This window comes from Acinetobacter sp. YH12235, assembly GCF_013417705.1.
GTDB lineage: Bacteria > Pseudomonadota > Gammaproteobacteria > Pseudomonadales > Moraxellaceae > Acinetobacter.
The window spans coordinates 1-16,769 of the sequence record NZ_VPDL01000034.1; the positions used below are offsets into that span (position 1 = coordinate 1).

Sequence of the window (16,769 nt, forward strand, 5' to 3'; positions counted from 1 at the left end):
TTTCCTGTTGGCACTCCAAATTGGATTGAATATCTCTCAGACTTTGCCTACAAGAGAATTGAGACATCAATATGGCAATAAACTGATCCCACCGGGAAGCCGCTCTAAATTTCTGTCCAACATGGTGCACTTTAGCAAGTTGTTCAAAATCCTGTCGCACAAGAGGTTTAATTAGCTCATGAAATACGGTATTCTGATGGGACAAAACCTGAATCCTGGTCGTTAAAGTGTTTGTTTGCACTCATATTTTAACTGTTAGGACTCAGGTTTTTTTATTTAAAGCAAACTATGGGACAGCAGTGGCCCTAAGGCCCTCTTTTAAATGAATTTTCCAAGCAAATATTAACGCTTTAAATTCGACAATAGTGCTGATGTAATCGAAGTATTGACTGCTACCGCTTTGGCTTTTTTGGCTTTCTTCGATTTATCTTCTACACGTTCAATTTTAATGGCTTTATAGCGATCCCCATTCTGGACCACATTGAATTTTACCCGGTCATTGCGCTTCGGTTCACCTGAATCGGCGGGGAAATCCGAGATATGAAAGAATACCTCACCTTCAGGTGAAGAAATAAAACCAAATCCTTTTTCTGGATTGTACTGTTTTACTTTTCCTTGGTATTGCTCGGAAGCCATAAACGTCCCCTTCTCTGTATCTGTCAGTATTCAGTATATAAAAAAGAGGCTGTAAAAGCCCCTTTTCTGTTCACTTTCAAAAATATTAGTCTTTTTGAACTGAACCAAAAATCTTGTCACCCGCATCGCCCAAACCTGGAACGATGTAACCATTTTCATTCAAGCCATGGTCAATCGCCGCAGTGAAAATCACCACATCTGGATGAGCTTCTTCAACACGTTTAATGCCTTCAGGGGCTGCGACCAATACCATCACACGAATATCTTTACAGCCGCTGGCTTTCAATACGTCAATCGCAGCAACCAGAGAAGAACCAGTCGCCAGCATTGGATCAATGATCATCGCAAGACGGTTTTGTACGTCTGGAACCAGTTTTTTATAGTAAGTACGTGCCTGTAGGGTTTCTTCATCACGTTCCAGACCCAGTACAGAGACTTTGGCACTTGGAATCAGATTCAGGAAACCATCCAGCATACCAATGCCCGCACGTAGAATTGGCACAACAGTAATTTTCTTACCTGCAATACGGTCTACAGTTACCGGTCCGTTCCAGCCGTCAATCTCATGCTCAACGACAGGAAGATCCTTGGTCGCTTCATAAGTCAAAAGCATAGTCACTTCCTGAGCTAGCTCACGGAAGTTCTTGGTACTAATGTCAGCACGACGCAGTAAACCGAGTTTATGTCGAATTAATGGATGACGGATTTCATGGATTGCCACGGGAGAACACCTAGAAGGTTAAAGATAAATTTCCGCTATTATAAAGACTTTTCCGGATTTGTTTAACTAAAAAAGCCCCCAATCGTGGAGGCTTTTTTGTAATAACTTCAAACTTGCGCTGAATTAGTTAAAACCACTTTGAACCAAAGTGAAAATAAACTGTTGTAATTCAGGCGACATTGCGAAGAATGCATAGCGAGACAGCGCAATGATCGGATCTGGATAAACACCGATCACCAGTACCAGTAATGCGACAAGCAATACCATGATACCGCCGACTTTTTGTCCCCAGTGATTTACAGCATCAAGACGTGGTGTTTCTGGTGGAGTCATATACATGACAACCATCACACGCAGGTAGTAGTACAGACCAATACCTGAACCCAGGATGACCATCGCAGCAAGGAACCAAGACTCACCTGCTACCGCAGTTTTCACTACCAGGAACTTACCGATGAAGCCCGCTGTTAATGGAATACCTGCTAGAGACAGCATCATCACAGTTAATACAGCAGTCAATACTGGACGGCGCCAGAACAGACCGCGGTACTCCGCCAGGCTACCTGCTTCATCTGTATTGTTATACGGACTAGACATCAGCGTTACCACACCGAAAGCACCAATCGTAGTCAATACATACGTGATGATATAGACGTTTACACTTTCAAAAGTCGCGAAACCTTGAACCTGTAAAAAGTCAGTATTACGTGCAGATACGATCGCAACCAGTACATAACCGAAGTGAGCAATTGAAGAGTATGCCAAGATACGTTTCAAGTTCACCTGTTTCACTGCAAGCAAGTTACCTACAATGATGGAAAGTACTGCAATCACGCTGATGATAGTTACGAAGCTATCTGACAGGATTAAGCCAGAAGACAATACATAACGTACGAACAGACCCAGCATTGCCACTTTAGACACAGTTGCAAGGAAAGTTGCAACTGGTGCTGGAGCACCTGCGTATACGTCTGGTGTCCATTTGTGGAATGGAGCCAGTGACAGTTTAAAGCCCACAGCGAATACGATCAGTGCCAGACCAATTACTACAGCAGGTTGACTGAATGCAGTTAATAGTTTGCCTGGTTCAGCGACAAAGCTTAGAGAACCTGTATATGCATAAACATATGCCATACCCATCAACAACATTGCAGATGCAGTTGCTGAAAGCACCAGATATTTCACACCTGCTTCAAGCGATTGAGAACGCTGATGTGTATACGCCAATAAGCCGTATACAGGGATCGACATGAGCTCAAGGCTAATGAAGAAAGATGCATAGTGAGAACTTGCCACCATCAGCATCGCACCGGCAACGGAGGTCAGCATCAGGATGTATAGTTCTTCACGGTTATCTTTATAGGTTTCAATATAAGCATGTGACAAGGTACTGCACGCCAGTGCAGCCACAATAATCACAAACTGATACAGCATCGTAAACGGATCTACGAGGAACAGATTCATTACATTGGCAGGTGCAAATTGACCCGCTAACAGAACGAACAGAATGTACAACGCCGCCAGGTTTAGACCAATGACTGTCGTAGTCGCAACTAAGTTATGGTTACGCTTAATTGCAGTAAGCAACATCACGACGATCGCAGTCAATGACACGATCATCACAGGTGCTAGAGGCATAAGCTCAGAAAAAGACATTGTGAAGTTCATGGCTTATTGGATCTCCACATTTTCAGCTGAAACGGCAGCTTGCTGCACAGCATCAGCTGCTTCAGACACAGGAATGTAGCTATTCGCTAACCACGCCATGCTTGAGTTAGAAACGTCAAGGAAGCTTTGTGGGTATAGACCAAGCCATGCTAGACCAAATGCACAGATCAGCAAAATTACCACTTCACGTGCATTTAAATCTTTTAACGGATTTGTGTAGTGTTGTTTTTGCTCTTCGTTTGGAACACCAAACAACGCTTTATGGATCAGAATCAAACCGTACAGACCCGCAAATACCAGGCTGATTGCAGCGAGGATTGTGAATGCAGGGAATTTACCGAATGAACCCATCAGGATCAGGAACTCACCAATGAAGTTACCTAGACCTGGAATACCGACAAGCGCCGCGATGAAGAACATCAGGAAGAATGCAAGGTATGGGAACTGACCACGAATACCACCCATCAAACGCATATCACGTGTATGAACACGTTCGTACACCTGACCACACATAATGAACAGCGCTGCAGATGACAGACCGTGAGCCAGCATCATGATCATCAGACCTTGGAAGGTCAGGATGTTACCTGCATAAATTGCAAGTAAAACGAAGCCCATGTGTGAAATAGACGTATACGCCAATAAACGTTTCATATCGGTTTGCTGGAAAGCACACCAAGCACCGTAGAAGATACCGATTAAACCGAAAATGATCGCGATGTCTGCAAACTGTGCAGAAGCCGCCGGGAAGAATGGAATCACGAAACGGATCAGACCATAAGCAGCTGTCTTAATCAAGATACCTGCAAGGTCAACAGAACCCGCTGTTGGTGCTTGTGCATGCGCATCTGGTAACCAGCCGTGTAATGGGAAAACTGGAAGTTTTACCGCAAAACCGATAAATAGACAGATCATGAATGCATAAGCCACTGCTGGTGCTTGTGTATCCAGCATGTTCGCTACACCCATCAGGTAGTTGTAGTCGAAACGGATTTGACCAGTCATGGTGTAGCCTACAGTCACCAGACCAAGGATACCAATCAGCATGACTAAACCAGCTACCTGTGTGTAAATGAAGAACTTGGTTGCAGCATATACACGTGACTTGCCTTCTGCCCCTTTATGACCCCAAAGTGCGATCAGGAAGTAGATCGGCACCAGCATCATCTCCCAGAAGAAGAAGAACAGGAACAGGTCAATCGCCAGGAATACACCGATTACACCACCCAGAGACCATAAAAGGTTCAAGTGGAAGAAACCAACGTTTTTCTGAATCTCACCCCACGAACAGCCTACTGCCAGCACACCAAGGAGTGCAGTCAAGCCAACCATCAGTAAAGATAAACCATCCACCGCAAGGTGAATGTTAATGCCCAGGGTTTGAATCCAAGGCAATTTAAACTCGGCTGCCCACGTAGGAGCCGCACCGCCAAGTTCATAGTTATAAGTACCCGACTGCCAAAGGACGATGGTCAAGACCAGCGTCACTAACATACCAATCAGCGCGATATAACGCGGAAGGTGTTGGTCGAGTTTATCGACCAACCAGCAAATAAAACCTGCAATGAACGGAATGAGGATCAGAGCCGGCAAAATAATATTGTTTGGAGCTTCCATTTTATTTCCCCACTACCTGAATCACGAGCAAGATCATCAGTAGGACAACGACACCGAGCCCCATACTAGATGCATATTCACGCAGTGAACCTGTTTGACGTGAACTGGTAAAGCTATGACCACCTTTAACCAGTGCAGGCAGCACCAGCCAGAAGCCATCAATCGGATCACGGCCGAACAGTTTCGCGAAGAACAAATAAGGCTTCACAAAAACGATGTCATACAGCTTGTCGAAACCAAGTGCATTACGGCAGATGTTGGCAAGGCCCGCACCCAGAGAAGTTTTCGCAAAAGATTTCACAGCGTTGTAAGCAAAAGCAAACAGCACCACGCCAATTGCAAGACCTACCAGTGCAATACCTACTGCTGTGTATTCTGCAGTATGCATGCCATGTTCAAGTGCTTCCGGAATTTCAAATGCAGGAAGTTTAGCCGCATTCAAAATACTTTCCACAGGCGCTTTTAATGCTGCACCCACGAAAGTTGAAAGTACTGCAAGAATTGCCAATGGACCCCAGTAAGTTACACCCTTGATTGCATGGTAAGGTGTGTTTTCTTTACCGAAGAATACCACCCAGATCAGACGGAATGTATAGATCGAAGTCAGGAACGCACCGATTACACCCACCCAGTAAAGTGTGCTGTAAACTGCGATTGATTGGCCTTGTACCCAAACCGCACCCAGGATTGCATCTTTTGAGAAGAAGCCCACAGTGATGAATGGAATTGCAGCCAATGCACCGCCACCAATGGCGAAACATGCAAACAGGAATTTGTTCTTGTAGAACAGACCGCCCATCTTGAAGATATTTTGTTCGTGGTGGTAAGCCAGAATCACTGCACCAGAAGACAAGAATAATAATGCCTTGAAGAATGCGTGAGTCAGCATATGGAACAGACCCGCCTGGTATGCTTCAGCACCTACAGCCATAAACATGTAGCCCAACTGACTCATAGTTGAGTAAGCCAGAATACGTTTGATGTCTGTTTGTACCAATGCAGCAAAACCAGCCACCAGCAATGTCACCGCACCAGTAATTGAGATGAACATCATCACTTCAGGTGCAAGTTCAAATACTGTGAACAGACGGCAGCACAGGTAAACACCTGCTGTTACCATTGTTGCAGCGTGGATCAATGCAGAAACAGGAGTCGGACCTGCCATCGCATCTGCCAACCAGGTTTGCAGTGGAATCTGTGCAGATTTACCAGCAGCACCCAAGAACAGCATTAACGCAGTCCAGATGGTCAATGATGAGCTTTGAGTCATCACAGCCGCAGCATTTTCTACGATGTACTGAGTATTTAGCGTACCGAATTGCTGGAACAGCAAGAACATGGCAATCAGCAGGAATACGTCACCAATACGGGTAACGGTAAATGCCTTGATCGCTGCCACACCGTTTGCAGGGTTTTGGTAGTAATAACCAATCAGCAGATAAGAACACAGACCTACACCTTCCCAACCCAGGAATAACAACGCCAGGTTGTCACCCAGTACCAGCAATAACATGCTTGCAACGAACAGGTTGAAGTAAGAGAAGAAACGTGCGAAGTCTTGTTCACCGCGCATGTACCATGATGCAAAGATATGGATCAGGAAACCAACGCCTGTCACCATGCCCAGCATCAACAGAGACAAACCGTCCAGGTGCAGGCTGATGCCCGGTGCAAAACCACCGACATTGAACCAGGTCCAAAGAGGTTGCACCACCGCGGTAGAACCATTGTTGACAAAGTCCATACCCGCAATGAGTGCGAACAATGCCGATAACCCCACAGCCCCTACACCAATAATGGCTGCAACTGTTTCAGGAAGCTTATGACGCCCTGCCGCTAAAAGGACGAAGCCAATGAGCGGGAATAAAATTGTTAGATATAAATAACTCATCCGCGCATCTCACTAGCAGCATCCACATCCAGATGATGGAAGCGATGATAGAACTGAAGGACGATCGCAAGACCGATACACGCCTCTGCCGCAGCAAGGGTCAGAATCAGAATAAACATGATTTGACCATCAGGCTGTGCCCATGCACTGCCCGCCAGGACGAACGCCAAAGCAGCAGCATTCATCATGATTTCAAGGCTCATTAAAATGAATAGCAGGTTGCGTCGCACCATTACACCGTAAAAACCCAGTGCAAAAAGAATGGATGCAACGATCAAACCATGCTCTAAAGGGATGTTGCCCATTATTGTTGTTCCTCTTCTGCACCTGGTTCACGTTTACCCAAATGGAATGCTGCAACAAGTGATGCAAGCAATAACATCGCGGCAACTTCTACCAACAATAAGTATTGCGTAAAGAGTGATTGACCTACCGCTTTAGGACCGACCATTTCTGTGCCCATCACCATTGAAGGCTGCACGTAATCTGATTTAAGTACCCAAACCAGCATCAGACCAATCAGGAAGCTCATCAATGCCGGATAAGCCCAAGCTGATGAAGTCAACCATTTGCGTTCCTGAGCAACAGTCTGTTCGCCCAAGTTCAGCATCATTACCACGAACACGAATAACACCATGATCGCGCCAGCATAAACGATGACTTCAAGCGCACCCGCAAATGGTGCACCCACGATCAGGAACAGCCCTGCTACAGCAAGGAGTGAAACGATCAGGCTTAATAAAGCATGTACCGGGTTCGTGTTAGTTACCACACGAACCGTAGAGACGATGGCCACAAGGGCCATTAAATAAAATGGCCACATCATGGTAATAGACTCCGTACATCAACAGGCGCACTTTCACGCTGTGCCTGACCTTTGTCCTTACCAGCAACTGCCATACCGGTGACACGGTAGAAGTTATAGTCAGGATATTTACCAGGACCAGAAATCAGTAAGTGTTCTTTTTCGTAGACTAAGTCTTGACGAACATATTCGCCCAATTCGAAATCTGGTGTCATCTGAATCGCAGTCGTAGGACATGCTTCTTCACACATACCGCAGAAAATACAGCGAGAGAAGTTGATACGGAAAAATTCCGGATACCAACGACCATCTTCACGTTCTGCTTTTTGTAGTGAAATACAGCCTACCGGACATGCAACCGCACACAGGTTACATGCCACACAACGCTCTTCGCCATCTGGGTCACGCGTTAATACGATACGACCACGGAAACGTGGTGGCACGATTTCTTCGGCTGGCACTTCCGGATATAAAATGGTGTCACGTTTGCGCGTTGCATGGGTAAATACCATGAACAACGTACGAACGATTGACCCGAATCCAGCTAGAAATTTAAACATTTTGTTCTCCCTGCTGTCTTAGGCCTGATTCAACAGAATCACAGCACCAGTCACCAAAAGGTTAACCAACGCCAATGGCAAGCAAATTTTCCAACCAAAGTTCATCACCTGGTCATAACGTGGACGCATTAAAGAACCACGCGCCAATACAAACATCATTACGAAGAATGCTGTTTTAATAATGAACCAGAATGCTGGTGGAAGGAAATCAAGACCAAATGGTGCTAACCAGCCACCGAAGAACAGGGTTACGATCAATGCAGAGATCAGTACTACGTTTACGTATTCCGCAACGAAGAACATCCCCCATTTCATACCGCCATATTCTACGTGGTAACCTTCCGCCAGTTCCTGTTCCGCTTCTGGTTGGTCAAATGGGTGACGGTGAGTTACCGCAACACCTGCAACCACGAAGATCAGGAAGCCTAAGAACTGAGGAATAATAAACCATACATCTTTCTGTGCTTCTACGATCTCACGCATGTTGAATGAACCGGCAATTGCCACTACACCCATCAGGGAAATACCCAAGAACACTTCATAAGAAATGGTTTGTGCTGCTGAACGTAGACCACCAAGCAATGCGTATTTGTTGTTAGAAGACCAACCACCAAACAGTACTGCATATACCGCAATACCTGCCATTGCCATGAAGAACAACAGACCGATACTCATGTCTGCAACACCTAAGTAAGGTGATACAGGAATAACCATGAACGACAGCACCGCAGTTGCCATCGCAACTGCTGGAGCCATACGGAAAGTCAATTTATCAGCAAATTTTGGTGTCCAGTCTTCCTTGAACATGATTTTCAGCATGTCGGCAACAATCTGGAACATACCGCCCGGACCTACACGGTTCGGACCGTAACGGTCTTGCCACAAGCCGAGTAAACGACGTTCAATAAAAGACATCAACGCAGCGATCAGTACTACAACCAGTAAGATCACGATCGCTTGAAGTACTGAATAGGCGATTGGCCAGTTTTCAGCCCACAACGGCGTTTGACGGATTAATTCTTGTTCCATGAATTACGCTCCTACCGCGACTGAAACAGGCTCTGCAAGAGATACCGTTGGTGCAAGACCAATTGGGTAGCCAATATAACCTGTTGGTAAGTATTCAATCACTTGTACAGGAAGAACAATTGAAGTCTCGCCTGCTTTCACAGTGATCTTCTGACCGTCTTGCAGGTTCAAGCGTGTAGCATCCTGTTCGCCCACTGCAAATACTGCGTCAGGAATACGTGATTCCATTGCCGGAGTTTTGATCATGAACTCACCAGATGCAAAAATGTGATGCATTGGTACCAGACGGAAGCTTTCAGCATTTACGAGCACAGGTGCTGGTGCGACGAAGCTACGCGCTGGACGCTTTGGTAAACGGTCGAATAAACGAACGCCTGAATCACCGCCTTTTAAGTGACCGCCCACTTCATCCTGGTATTTGTTCCAGGCTTGTGGTGAGTTCCAGCCTGCAGACCAGGCAAATGGAATCAGTGGAGATGGTGTTTCATTACCCACATAACCTTCCATAGAGAATGTTAATGCAGAATCGATATCGGTTGGCTGTTTCGGCTCGTGGACAGACAATGGCGCACGCATCGAAGTACGGCCTGAGTAACGACGTGGTTCACGTGCCACTTTCAGACCATGTACACGGAAGCCCGCATCTGGTGCTACATCCAGAATACCTTCAAGTGCAGGAACATTGCTTGCTACTGACTCGATGACATCATCCAGTACTGTCCAAGAAATCGCTTTGCCTTGTACGCCTGTTTCCAGTGCGTGTAACCAGCGCCAAGATTCTTTGATTGCCAGTTCCGGGTTGTAGTAGTTAGGGTCATACACTTGATAGAAACGTTGTGCACGGCCTTCTTGAGAAACGACAGTACCATCACCTTCAGCAAATGAGGCAGCAGACAATACGATGTTCGCTTTCTTCACAGTCGCAGTTTCAGAGTGATCCAATACGATCACCTGTTTGCCTGCAAGCGCAGCATCAACCTGAGCCGCTGGTAAACGACGGTAAAGATCGTTTTCTACAATTAGGACAGTGTCATAGTCTTGTGCAAATGCTTGCTCAAGGCTTTGACCACCGAAGATTGCCAGCCCCATTGAGTTCACTTCAGGAACAGTCAAGGTCAAGCCCGCATTACCCAGGTTTTGTGCTACTTGTGCAGCAGCTTCCATGATGGTTGCGTCTTGTAGACTTGTACCAGAGATGATCAGTGGTTTCTTGGCAGCTTTCAGCGTATCTGCAATGGTTTGTGCAAATGCTTTCGCATCGTCATCAAGACCAGTGATGACTTCACCTTTCACACCCGCAGCAATCGCGAAGCCTAAACGTGCGATGTCATTTGGAGAAGCAACCACTTCACCTTCCGCAACGTCAGACAAACGTGTTTGTGTTGCAGCCAGAATGTAAATCGGAGATTTCGCATCTTGGGCAATACGTTGTACAGGTTCAGCCAGCCATTCTTGGGTACGGCGCTCTGCAGCCATTTCCTTGCCTTTATTTTTCGCAGCTTGGCGAACAGATAAAGCCATACGTGGCGCAGTTTGAGTCAGATCTTCACCCAGAATGAGTACCGCATCATAGCTTTCGATTTCACGCATGTTCGGGTTATAAACACCTTCGGTTTGCATGATCGATGCAGCCAGCTCAACCAAATTTTGCTCTTTTTGAGCCATACCGGTTGAGTAATTGTCTTGACCAACTAACTCACGTAGTGCGAAGTTAGCTTCAAGCGATGCACGTGGTGAACCGATCCCCAGTACTTTTTTGCCTTGGATTTTCGCAATTACGGTATCCAATGCTGTATCAACAGAAACAGTTTCTACATTCGTGCCAGTACGGAACTGTGGCTGACGCGGACGGTCTTTACGGTTTACATAACCGGTACCGAAACGGCCTTTATCGCACAGGAAGTATTGGTTAACTTCACCGTTGAAACGGTTTTCAACGCGACGAAGCTCACCATAACGCTCACCTGGAGAGATGTTACAACCTGAAGAACAGCCATGACATACGCTTGGTGCGTACTGCATGTCCCATTTACGGTTATAGCGTTCTGAGTGAGTCTTATCGGTGAATACACCAGTCGGACAAACTTCAGTCAGGTTACCTGAGAATTCAGATTCCAAAGTACCTGATTCCGGACGACCGAAATAAACGCGAGAAGCGTTTGCATATACGCCGAAATCCGTACCGCCCGCATAGTCTTTGTAATAACGAACACAACGGTAACATGCGATACAACGGTTCATCTCGTGCGCAATGAACGAACCAAGTTCTTGGTTGTAATGCGTACGCTTGGTGAACCGGTAACGACGACGGTCATGTTGTGTCATCACAGTCATATCTTGCAGGTGACAGTGGCCACCCTCTTCACAGACTGGACAGTCGTGCGGGTGATTGGTCATCAAGAATTCAACAACAGAAGCACGGAAATCTTTTGCTTCTTTGTCTTCAATCGAGATGTAGGTATTGTCAGCAGCCGGTGTCATACATGACATGACCAAACGACCACGCGTATCTTCTGGATTCGCGTATTGAGTCACAGCACATTGACGGCAAGAACCGACAGAACCTAAGGATGGATGCCAACAAAAGTATGGGATGTCGATGCCAAGACTCAAACATGCTTGCAGCAAGTTTTCCGAGCCGTTGACTTCATACGATTTTCCATCGACATGAATTGTAGCCATAGTCGAATTCCTTAAGCTTGTTCTACGTTGCGGGTTTGAGCGGCAGCATTTACGACTTTCGCTTCAAATTCGCCACGGAAATGTTTGAGTGCGCCCATTAACGGTTCCATAGCACCTGGTGCGTGAGCACAGAAAGTTTTACCAATCCAAAGCTTACGAGTCAGTTCTTGTAAGTGATCGATATCTTCTTTCTTGCCAGTACCATCTTCAAGTGCTTTAAGCGCTTTCACCGCCCAAGGTAAGCCATCACGGCAAGGTGTACACCAGCCACATGATTCACGCGCAAAGAATTCTTCGAGGTTACGGGTTGCTGAAACCATACATTGAGTTTCATCAACCACCATCAATAGACAGGTACCTAAACGTGAACCTGCTTTCATGATGCTTTCCGCATCCATCGGAAGATCGATATGCTCGGCAGCCAGGAAGTCAGTTGATGCACCACCGGGTAACCATGCTTTCAGCTTCAGGCCGTCACGCATACCACCGGCATGTTCTTCAATCACTTCACGTGCAGTGGTACCGAATGGCAGTTCCCATAGACCTGGGAATTTCACCTTACCTGAAGCACCATAAATTTTTGTGCCAGGATCTTTCGATTTACCTGCAGACAGACCGATGTACCATTCTGGACCACGCAACATGATGGCTGGCAAGTTGTTGTAGGTCTCTACGTTGTTCACGATCGTAGGACGACCCCAAGCACCTGCAACCTGCGGGAATGGCGGTTTGGTACGCGGGTTTGCACGGCGACCTTCAAGCGAGTTAATCAATGCAGTTTCTTCACCACAGATATAACGACCCGCACCGGTATGCACGTGTAACTCGAAGCTCCAGCCAGAATCCAGGATGTTGTCACCCAGGTAACCTTTGGCACGAACCTGCTCAAGTGCTTCGTTCAGGTACTTCGCCGCTTCGATGTATTCACCACGGATGAAGATATAACCTTGAGTTGCTTCAAGGGTATAAGCTGCAATCAGCATACCTTCGATCAGCTGATGCGGAAGATCTTCCATCAACAGACGGTCTTTGAAGGTACCTGGTTCCATCTCATCGGCATTACAAATCAGGTAACGTGGACCTGAATTGTCATTTGGCGCCATCAGCGACCATTTGATCCCTGCCGGGAAGCCTGCACCACCACGACCTTTTACGGTTGCAGCCTTTACAACTTCCAGCACTTCTTTCGGTGTCATAGACAGGGCTTTTTTAAAGCCTGCATAGCCTTCAAGCGCTTCATAGTCATCGACATGACGGACATTTGCTTGTTTGCTTAGACGCCAAGTCAGTGGATGCGTTTCCGGGTTACCGTCGCCATAAATTGGTTTTGGTTCGGTATTCATACATACTTCTCCAATAACTGTTTAATTGATGTTACTTCCACGAGACCGTGAGTATCTTCATCAATCATGAGGGTTGGACCTTTATCACAGTTACCTAGGCAGCAAATTGGAAGCAAGGTAAAACGGCCATCCGCTGTGGTTTGGCCGAACTGGATACCCAATTCACGCTGGAATGCTTCTGCTAAAGTCTCCGCACCCATCAAGAAACATGCAATTGAGTCACACAGTAAAATTACGTGACGACCCACTGGCTGACGGTAAATACGGTTATAGAACGTTGCAACCCCTTCCAAATCGGCAAGGCTCATGCTGAGCATTTGCGCGATGGCATTCATTTGAGCATCGTCTACCCAGCCATTACGGCGTTGTACACACTTCAGCGCATCAAGACACGCTGCACGTGGGTAAGGGTAATGCCCAATGTGATGTTCAATTTCGTGGATTTCTTCCGAAGTTAAAATCCCTTCAACATTCACACGTGGCTTTTTATCAGTCAAAATCATCATAATGCGTTTACCCCTTAGCGATCCACGTCAGCCATTACGACGTCGATTGTCGCTAAATAAATGATTAAGTCAGATACAAGACTGCCGTTAATCACAGAAGGCATTTGCTGTAAATGCGTGAAAGTTGGTGTACGAATACGGGTACGGTAACTCATGGTTGACTTGTCTGAAGTCAGATAATAAGTCGACGCACCTTTCACCACTTCTGCCATCACAGATGATTCACCTGCAGGCATTACAGGACCCCAAGAAACGCTCAAGAAGTGCGTAATCAAGGTTTCAATATCTTGTAATGTTTTGTCTTTTGGTGGTGGAACAGCCAGCGGATGGTCCGCTTTGTACGCACCAGATGGCATATTCTCTAGACACTGCTTAATGATTTTCAGTGACTGTTCGATTTCACGGAAGTGAACAATCACACGAGCATATGCATCGCCTTCGTACTCAACCGGTACTTCGAAGTCGTAATTTTCATAACCGCTATATGGACGGTATTTACGTACGTCAAAGTCGATACCTGTAGCACGCAGACCAGTACCTGTTACGCCCCATGCCAATGCAGATTTCGCATCGTACTGAGCCACATTACGGGTACGACCCACAAATACAGAGTTTTTCAGTGCTGCAGTGTAGTATTCATTCAAACGCTTAGGCATCCAGTCGAGTAAGTCTCGAACCAGTTTTTCCCAACCATTTGGCAAGTCATGTGCAGTACCACCGATACGGAACCATGCTGGATGCATACGGTAACCGGTGATCGCTTCCACGATGTCATACACTTTCTGACGGTCAGCGAACATATAGAATACTGGGGTCATACCGCCGGCATCCTGAATCGCAGTACCGATGTACAGCAAGTGGTTATTGATACGGAACAATTCCGACATCATGACACGGATACATTGTGCGCGGTCTGGCACAGTAATGCCTGCCAATTGTTCCACACCCATCACATACGGCATGTTTTGAGCACAACCACCCAAATAGTCCACACGGTCAGTATACGGAATGAATGAATGCCAAGTTTGACGTTCAGCCATCTTTTCCACACCACGGTGGTGATAGCCGATATCTGGCACACAGTCTTTCACTTCTTCACCATCCAACTGCAAAATTACACGGAACGCACCGTGCGCAGACGGGTGGTTAGGACCCAAATTCAGGAACATGAAATCTTCATCTGCATTACCGCGCTTCAGACCCCAGTCTTCTGGCACGAAACGTAGATGTTCCTGTTCAAAGTCCTGCTTGGCTTTGTCTTGAATATACGGAGTATATTCAGTCGCACGTGCAGAATATTCTTTACGTAGCGGATGACCTTCCCAGTAGGTTGGCAACAAGATACGACGGAGCATTGGATGCCCTTCGAAATTGATGCCGAACATGTCATAAGCTTCACGCTCATACCAGTTCGCATTTGGCCAGATATTCGTTGCGGTCGGAATATTCAGATCGCTGTCGCTTAATGCAACTTTAATACGAATGTCACAGTTACGCTCTAAAGATAATAAATGATAGAACACTGTGAATTCTGACGCAGGCAAACCGTCACGGTGCGTACGTAAACGCTCATCTACTGCAGACAAGTCGAATAGCATCACGTATGGACGTGGCACGGTACGCAAGAACATCAATACTTCTTGTACACGTGCGCGCTCAACCCAAACTGTCGGGAAATCCTCGAAAGTTGTTTGCACAAAGAAGTTCTCACCAAACTTGGTTTTGAGCTCTTCAATGATGGCAAATGCTGGGCGTGAATCAACTGCTGTTGATTCTGGCATAGCAATGTCAGTTTCAGCCATTGGCTTGGCTTCCTATTTAATACAAATTCAGTCAACCTAAACGACAACTACACCCATAGCGGGTGCACAACAAAAAACCGGTCGTTTAAATTATTTAATTTCATCCATAGAGCGTAAGTTCTTCACAGCCACACGCTGGTCTTTCTTACGGTCACGTTCCGGCATCATCTTTGGCTTATACACTGGCTTAAGATCATCACCGATTACCGCAGACAGCGGACGACGCTCTAATTGAATTTGGTCTTGTAACAGCATTAAAGCCTGGATCAATGCTTCAGGACGTGGTGGGCAGCCCGGAACGTATACATCTACCGGAATAATCTTATCCACACCTTGTACGACTGAATAAATATCGTACATACCACCTGAGTTCGCACACGCACCCATTGAAATCACCCATTTCGGTTCAAGCATCTGTTCATACAGACGTTGAATTACCGGAGCCATTTTCACGAAGCATGTACCTGCTACAATCATCAAGTCTGCCTGACGCGGTGAAGCACGGATAACTTCGGCACCAAAACGTGACAAGTCATGTACACCGGTCAAAGTCGTTGCATATTCAACGTAGCAGCAAGATGTACCAAAGTTAAATGGCCAAACTGAGTTCTTACGACCCCAGTTCACTGCTGTGTGCATTACATCCTCTAGGCGAGTCATGAACACATTTTTATTCACTTCTTCTTCTAGAAGCGGATCTTCTACAACGATACGCTCTTGAAGTGGATATTCATCAGCATTCGGATTCGCACGGGTTAATGTATATTTCATCCCGAGTTACTCCTTATCAGAGGGTTGAACTTGTGATTTTTTCACAAGACCAGATGATTGAGCTGGGATTTGACCAGTTGGATCCATAACCAATTCTTCAACTGAGTTGAAGCGCGTAATTTCTGCAAGATCCATATTTGGCGAACCAATTTTAGCTTTGTATCCTGCTGCTTTACGTCTGTCTGAAGGTGCCCAGTTCAGTGCGCCTGTCGATAATTCGTAAACCAAACCAACAAGTAAAACCAAAATAAAGATAGCTGCAGTTGCAAAACCAATCCAACCTACTTCACGAACAGAAGATGCCCATGCATACAGGTAAAGTGCTTCGAGGTCGAAGACTACAAAGAAAATTGCAACTAAATAGAATTTCGCAGACAAGCGGATACGAGCTCCACCTGCGCTGACTACGCCTGACTCAAACTGCTCCTGCTTGGCACGGCCCCATGATTTACCCCCGAGGAGTAATGGGACAGTGAGCATAAAGACGCATAAAAATGTAACGCCGATCACGAAGGCAATAATTGCCCATTCGTATGGAGTAATGGCACTCATGCGGGGATAACTCCTGGCAGGCCGATTTATTAACAAAGAATGTATGTATTGGCCTTCAAATACACCAAACACAAAATTAATCCCGCCAATTGTACCTGATTTTGGATTTCACTTGCTAGCTTATAAGCCTTAGTCTTTTGGATGATTTTTTAGACATTCCTAATTTTATTCTGGCTTTAAGCTCAG

The 16,769-nt window shown here is 46.2% G+C and carries 16 protein-coding genes; all 16 read right to left on the reverse strand.

The window, feature by feature from the left end; genetic code table 11:
* Positions 1-205, reverse strand: a 205-nt coding sequence (locus FTV13_RS14110; protein ID WP_180012377.1) for a DUF4372 domain-containing protein, incomplete at its 3' end; no start/stop codon positions are given.
* Between the two features lie 137 nt (positions 206-342).
* Positions 343-636: a cold shock domain-containing protein gene (locus FTV13_RS14115; RefSeq protein WP_180012379.1), complete on the reverse strand. Its 294-nt coding sequence runs from the start codon at positions 634-636 to the stop codon at positions 343-345.
* An 85-nt stretch (positions 637-721) separates the two neighbouring features.
* Entirely contained in the window at positions 722-1,357 is a 636-nt protein-coding gene (gene upp / locus FTV13_RS14120; RefSeq protein WP_004785068.1) for a uracil phosphoribosyltransferase, read from the reverse strand.
* Between the two features lie 123 nt (positions 1,358-1,480).
* On the reverse strand, positions 1,481-3,025 hold the full coding sequence (gene nuoN / locus FTV13_RS14125) for an NADH-quinone oxidoreductase subunit NuoN (RefSeq protein WP_004785070.1): 1,545 nt from the start codon (positions 3,023-3,025) through the stop codon (positions 1,481-1,483).
* A 3-nt stretch (positions 3,026-3,028) separates the two neighbouring features.
* The gene (nuoM, locus tag FTV13_RS14130; RefSeq protein ID WP_004785072.1) at positions 3,029-4,642 is read right to left on the reverse strand and encodes an NADH-quinone oxidoreductase subunit M; all 1,614 of its coding nucleotides are present in this window, start codon (positions 4,640-4,642) and stop codon (positions 3,029-3,031) included.
* A gap of 1 nt (position 4,643) precedes the next feature.
* On the reverse strand, positions 4,644-6,533 hold the full coding sequence (gene nuoL, locus FTV13_RS14135) for an NADH-quinone oxidoreductase subunit L (protein WP_180012381.1): 1,890 nt from the start codon (positions 6,531-6,533) through the stop codon (positions 4,644-4,646).
* Entirely contained in the window at positions 6,530-6,838 is a 309-nt protein-coding gene (gene nuoK / locus FTV13_RS14140; RefSeq protein WP_004280769.1) for an NADH-quinone oxidoreductase subunit NuoK, read from the reverse strand. Before nuoK ends, nuoL begins: the two co-directional genes overlap by 4 nt.
* Positions 6,838-7,356 carry an NADH-quinone oxidoreductase subunit J gene (nuoJ, locus tag FTV13_RS14145; protein ID WP_180012387.1) on the reverse strand — a complete coding sequence of 173 codons (519 nt, stop codon included), beginning with the start codon at positions 7,354-7,356 and terminating at the stop codon, positions 6,838-6,840. Before nuoJ ends, nuoK begins: the two co-directional genes overlap by 1 nt.
* Positions 7,356-7,898, reverse strand: coding sequence for an NADH-quinone oxidoreductase subunit NuoI (gene nuoI / locus FTV13_RS14150; RefSeq protein WP_004785079.1), 543 nt, complete (start codon positions 7,896-7,898; stop codon positions 7,356-7,358). Before nuoI ends, nuoJ begins: the two co-directional genes overlap by 1 nt.
* 18 nt (positions 7,899-7,916) lie before the next feature.
* Positions 7,917-8,927: an NADH-quinone oxidoreductase subunit NuoH gene (gene nuoH / locus FTV13_RS14155; protein ID WP_004785081.1), complete on the reverse strand. Its 1,011-nt coding sequence runs from the start codon at positions 8,925-8,927 to the stop codon at positions 7,917-7,919.
* A gap of 3 nt (positions 8,928-8,930) precedes the next feature.
* Positions 8,931-11,609 (reverse strand): NADH-quinone oxidoreductase subunit NuoG, encoded by a 2,679-nt coding sequence (nuoG, locus tag FTV13_RS14160; RefSeq protein ID WP_159124298.1) that lies wholly within the window; start codon positions 11,607-11,609, stop codon positions 8,931-8,933.
* Positions 11,610-11,620: 11 nt separating this feature from the next.
* Complete coding sequence (gene nuoF, locus FTV13_RS14165) at positions 11,621-12,952, reverse strand: NADH-quinone oxidoreductase subunit NuoF (RefSeq protein WP_004785084.1); 1,332 nt, start codon at positions 12,950-12,952, stop codon at positions 11,621-11,623.
* A complete protein-coding gene (gene nuoE, locus FTV13_RS14170) occupies positions 12,949-13,458 on the reverse strand; it encodes an NADH-quinone oxidoreductase subunit NuoE (protein ID WP_004785086.1) in 510 nt (169 codons plus the stop codon). Before nuoE ends, nuoF begins: the two co-directional genes overlap by 4 nt.
* Positions 13,459-13,472: 14 nt before the next feature.
* Complete coding sequence (gene nuoC / locus FTV13_RS14175; protein WP_034702039.1) at positions 13,473-15,260, reverse strand: NADH-quinone oxidoreductase subunit C/D; 1,788 nt, start codon at positions 15,258-15,260, stop codon at positions 13,473-13,475.
* A 90-nt stretch (positions 15,261-15,350) separates the two neighbouring features.
* Entirely contained in the window at positions 15,351-16,031 is a 681-nt protein-coding gene (locus FTV13_RS14180) for an NADH-quinone oxidoreductase subunit B family protein (RefSeq protein ID WP_004785090.1), read from the reverse strand.
* A 6-nt stretch (positions 16,032-16,037) separates the two neighbouring features.
* A complete protein-coding gene (ndhC, locus tag FTV13_RS14185; RefSeq protein WP_004785092.1) occupies positions 16,038-16,583 on the reverse strand; it encodes an NADH-quinone oxidoreductase subunit A in 546 nt (181 codons plus the stop codon).
* Positions 16,584-16,769 lie beyond the last annotated feature (186 nt).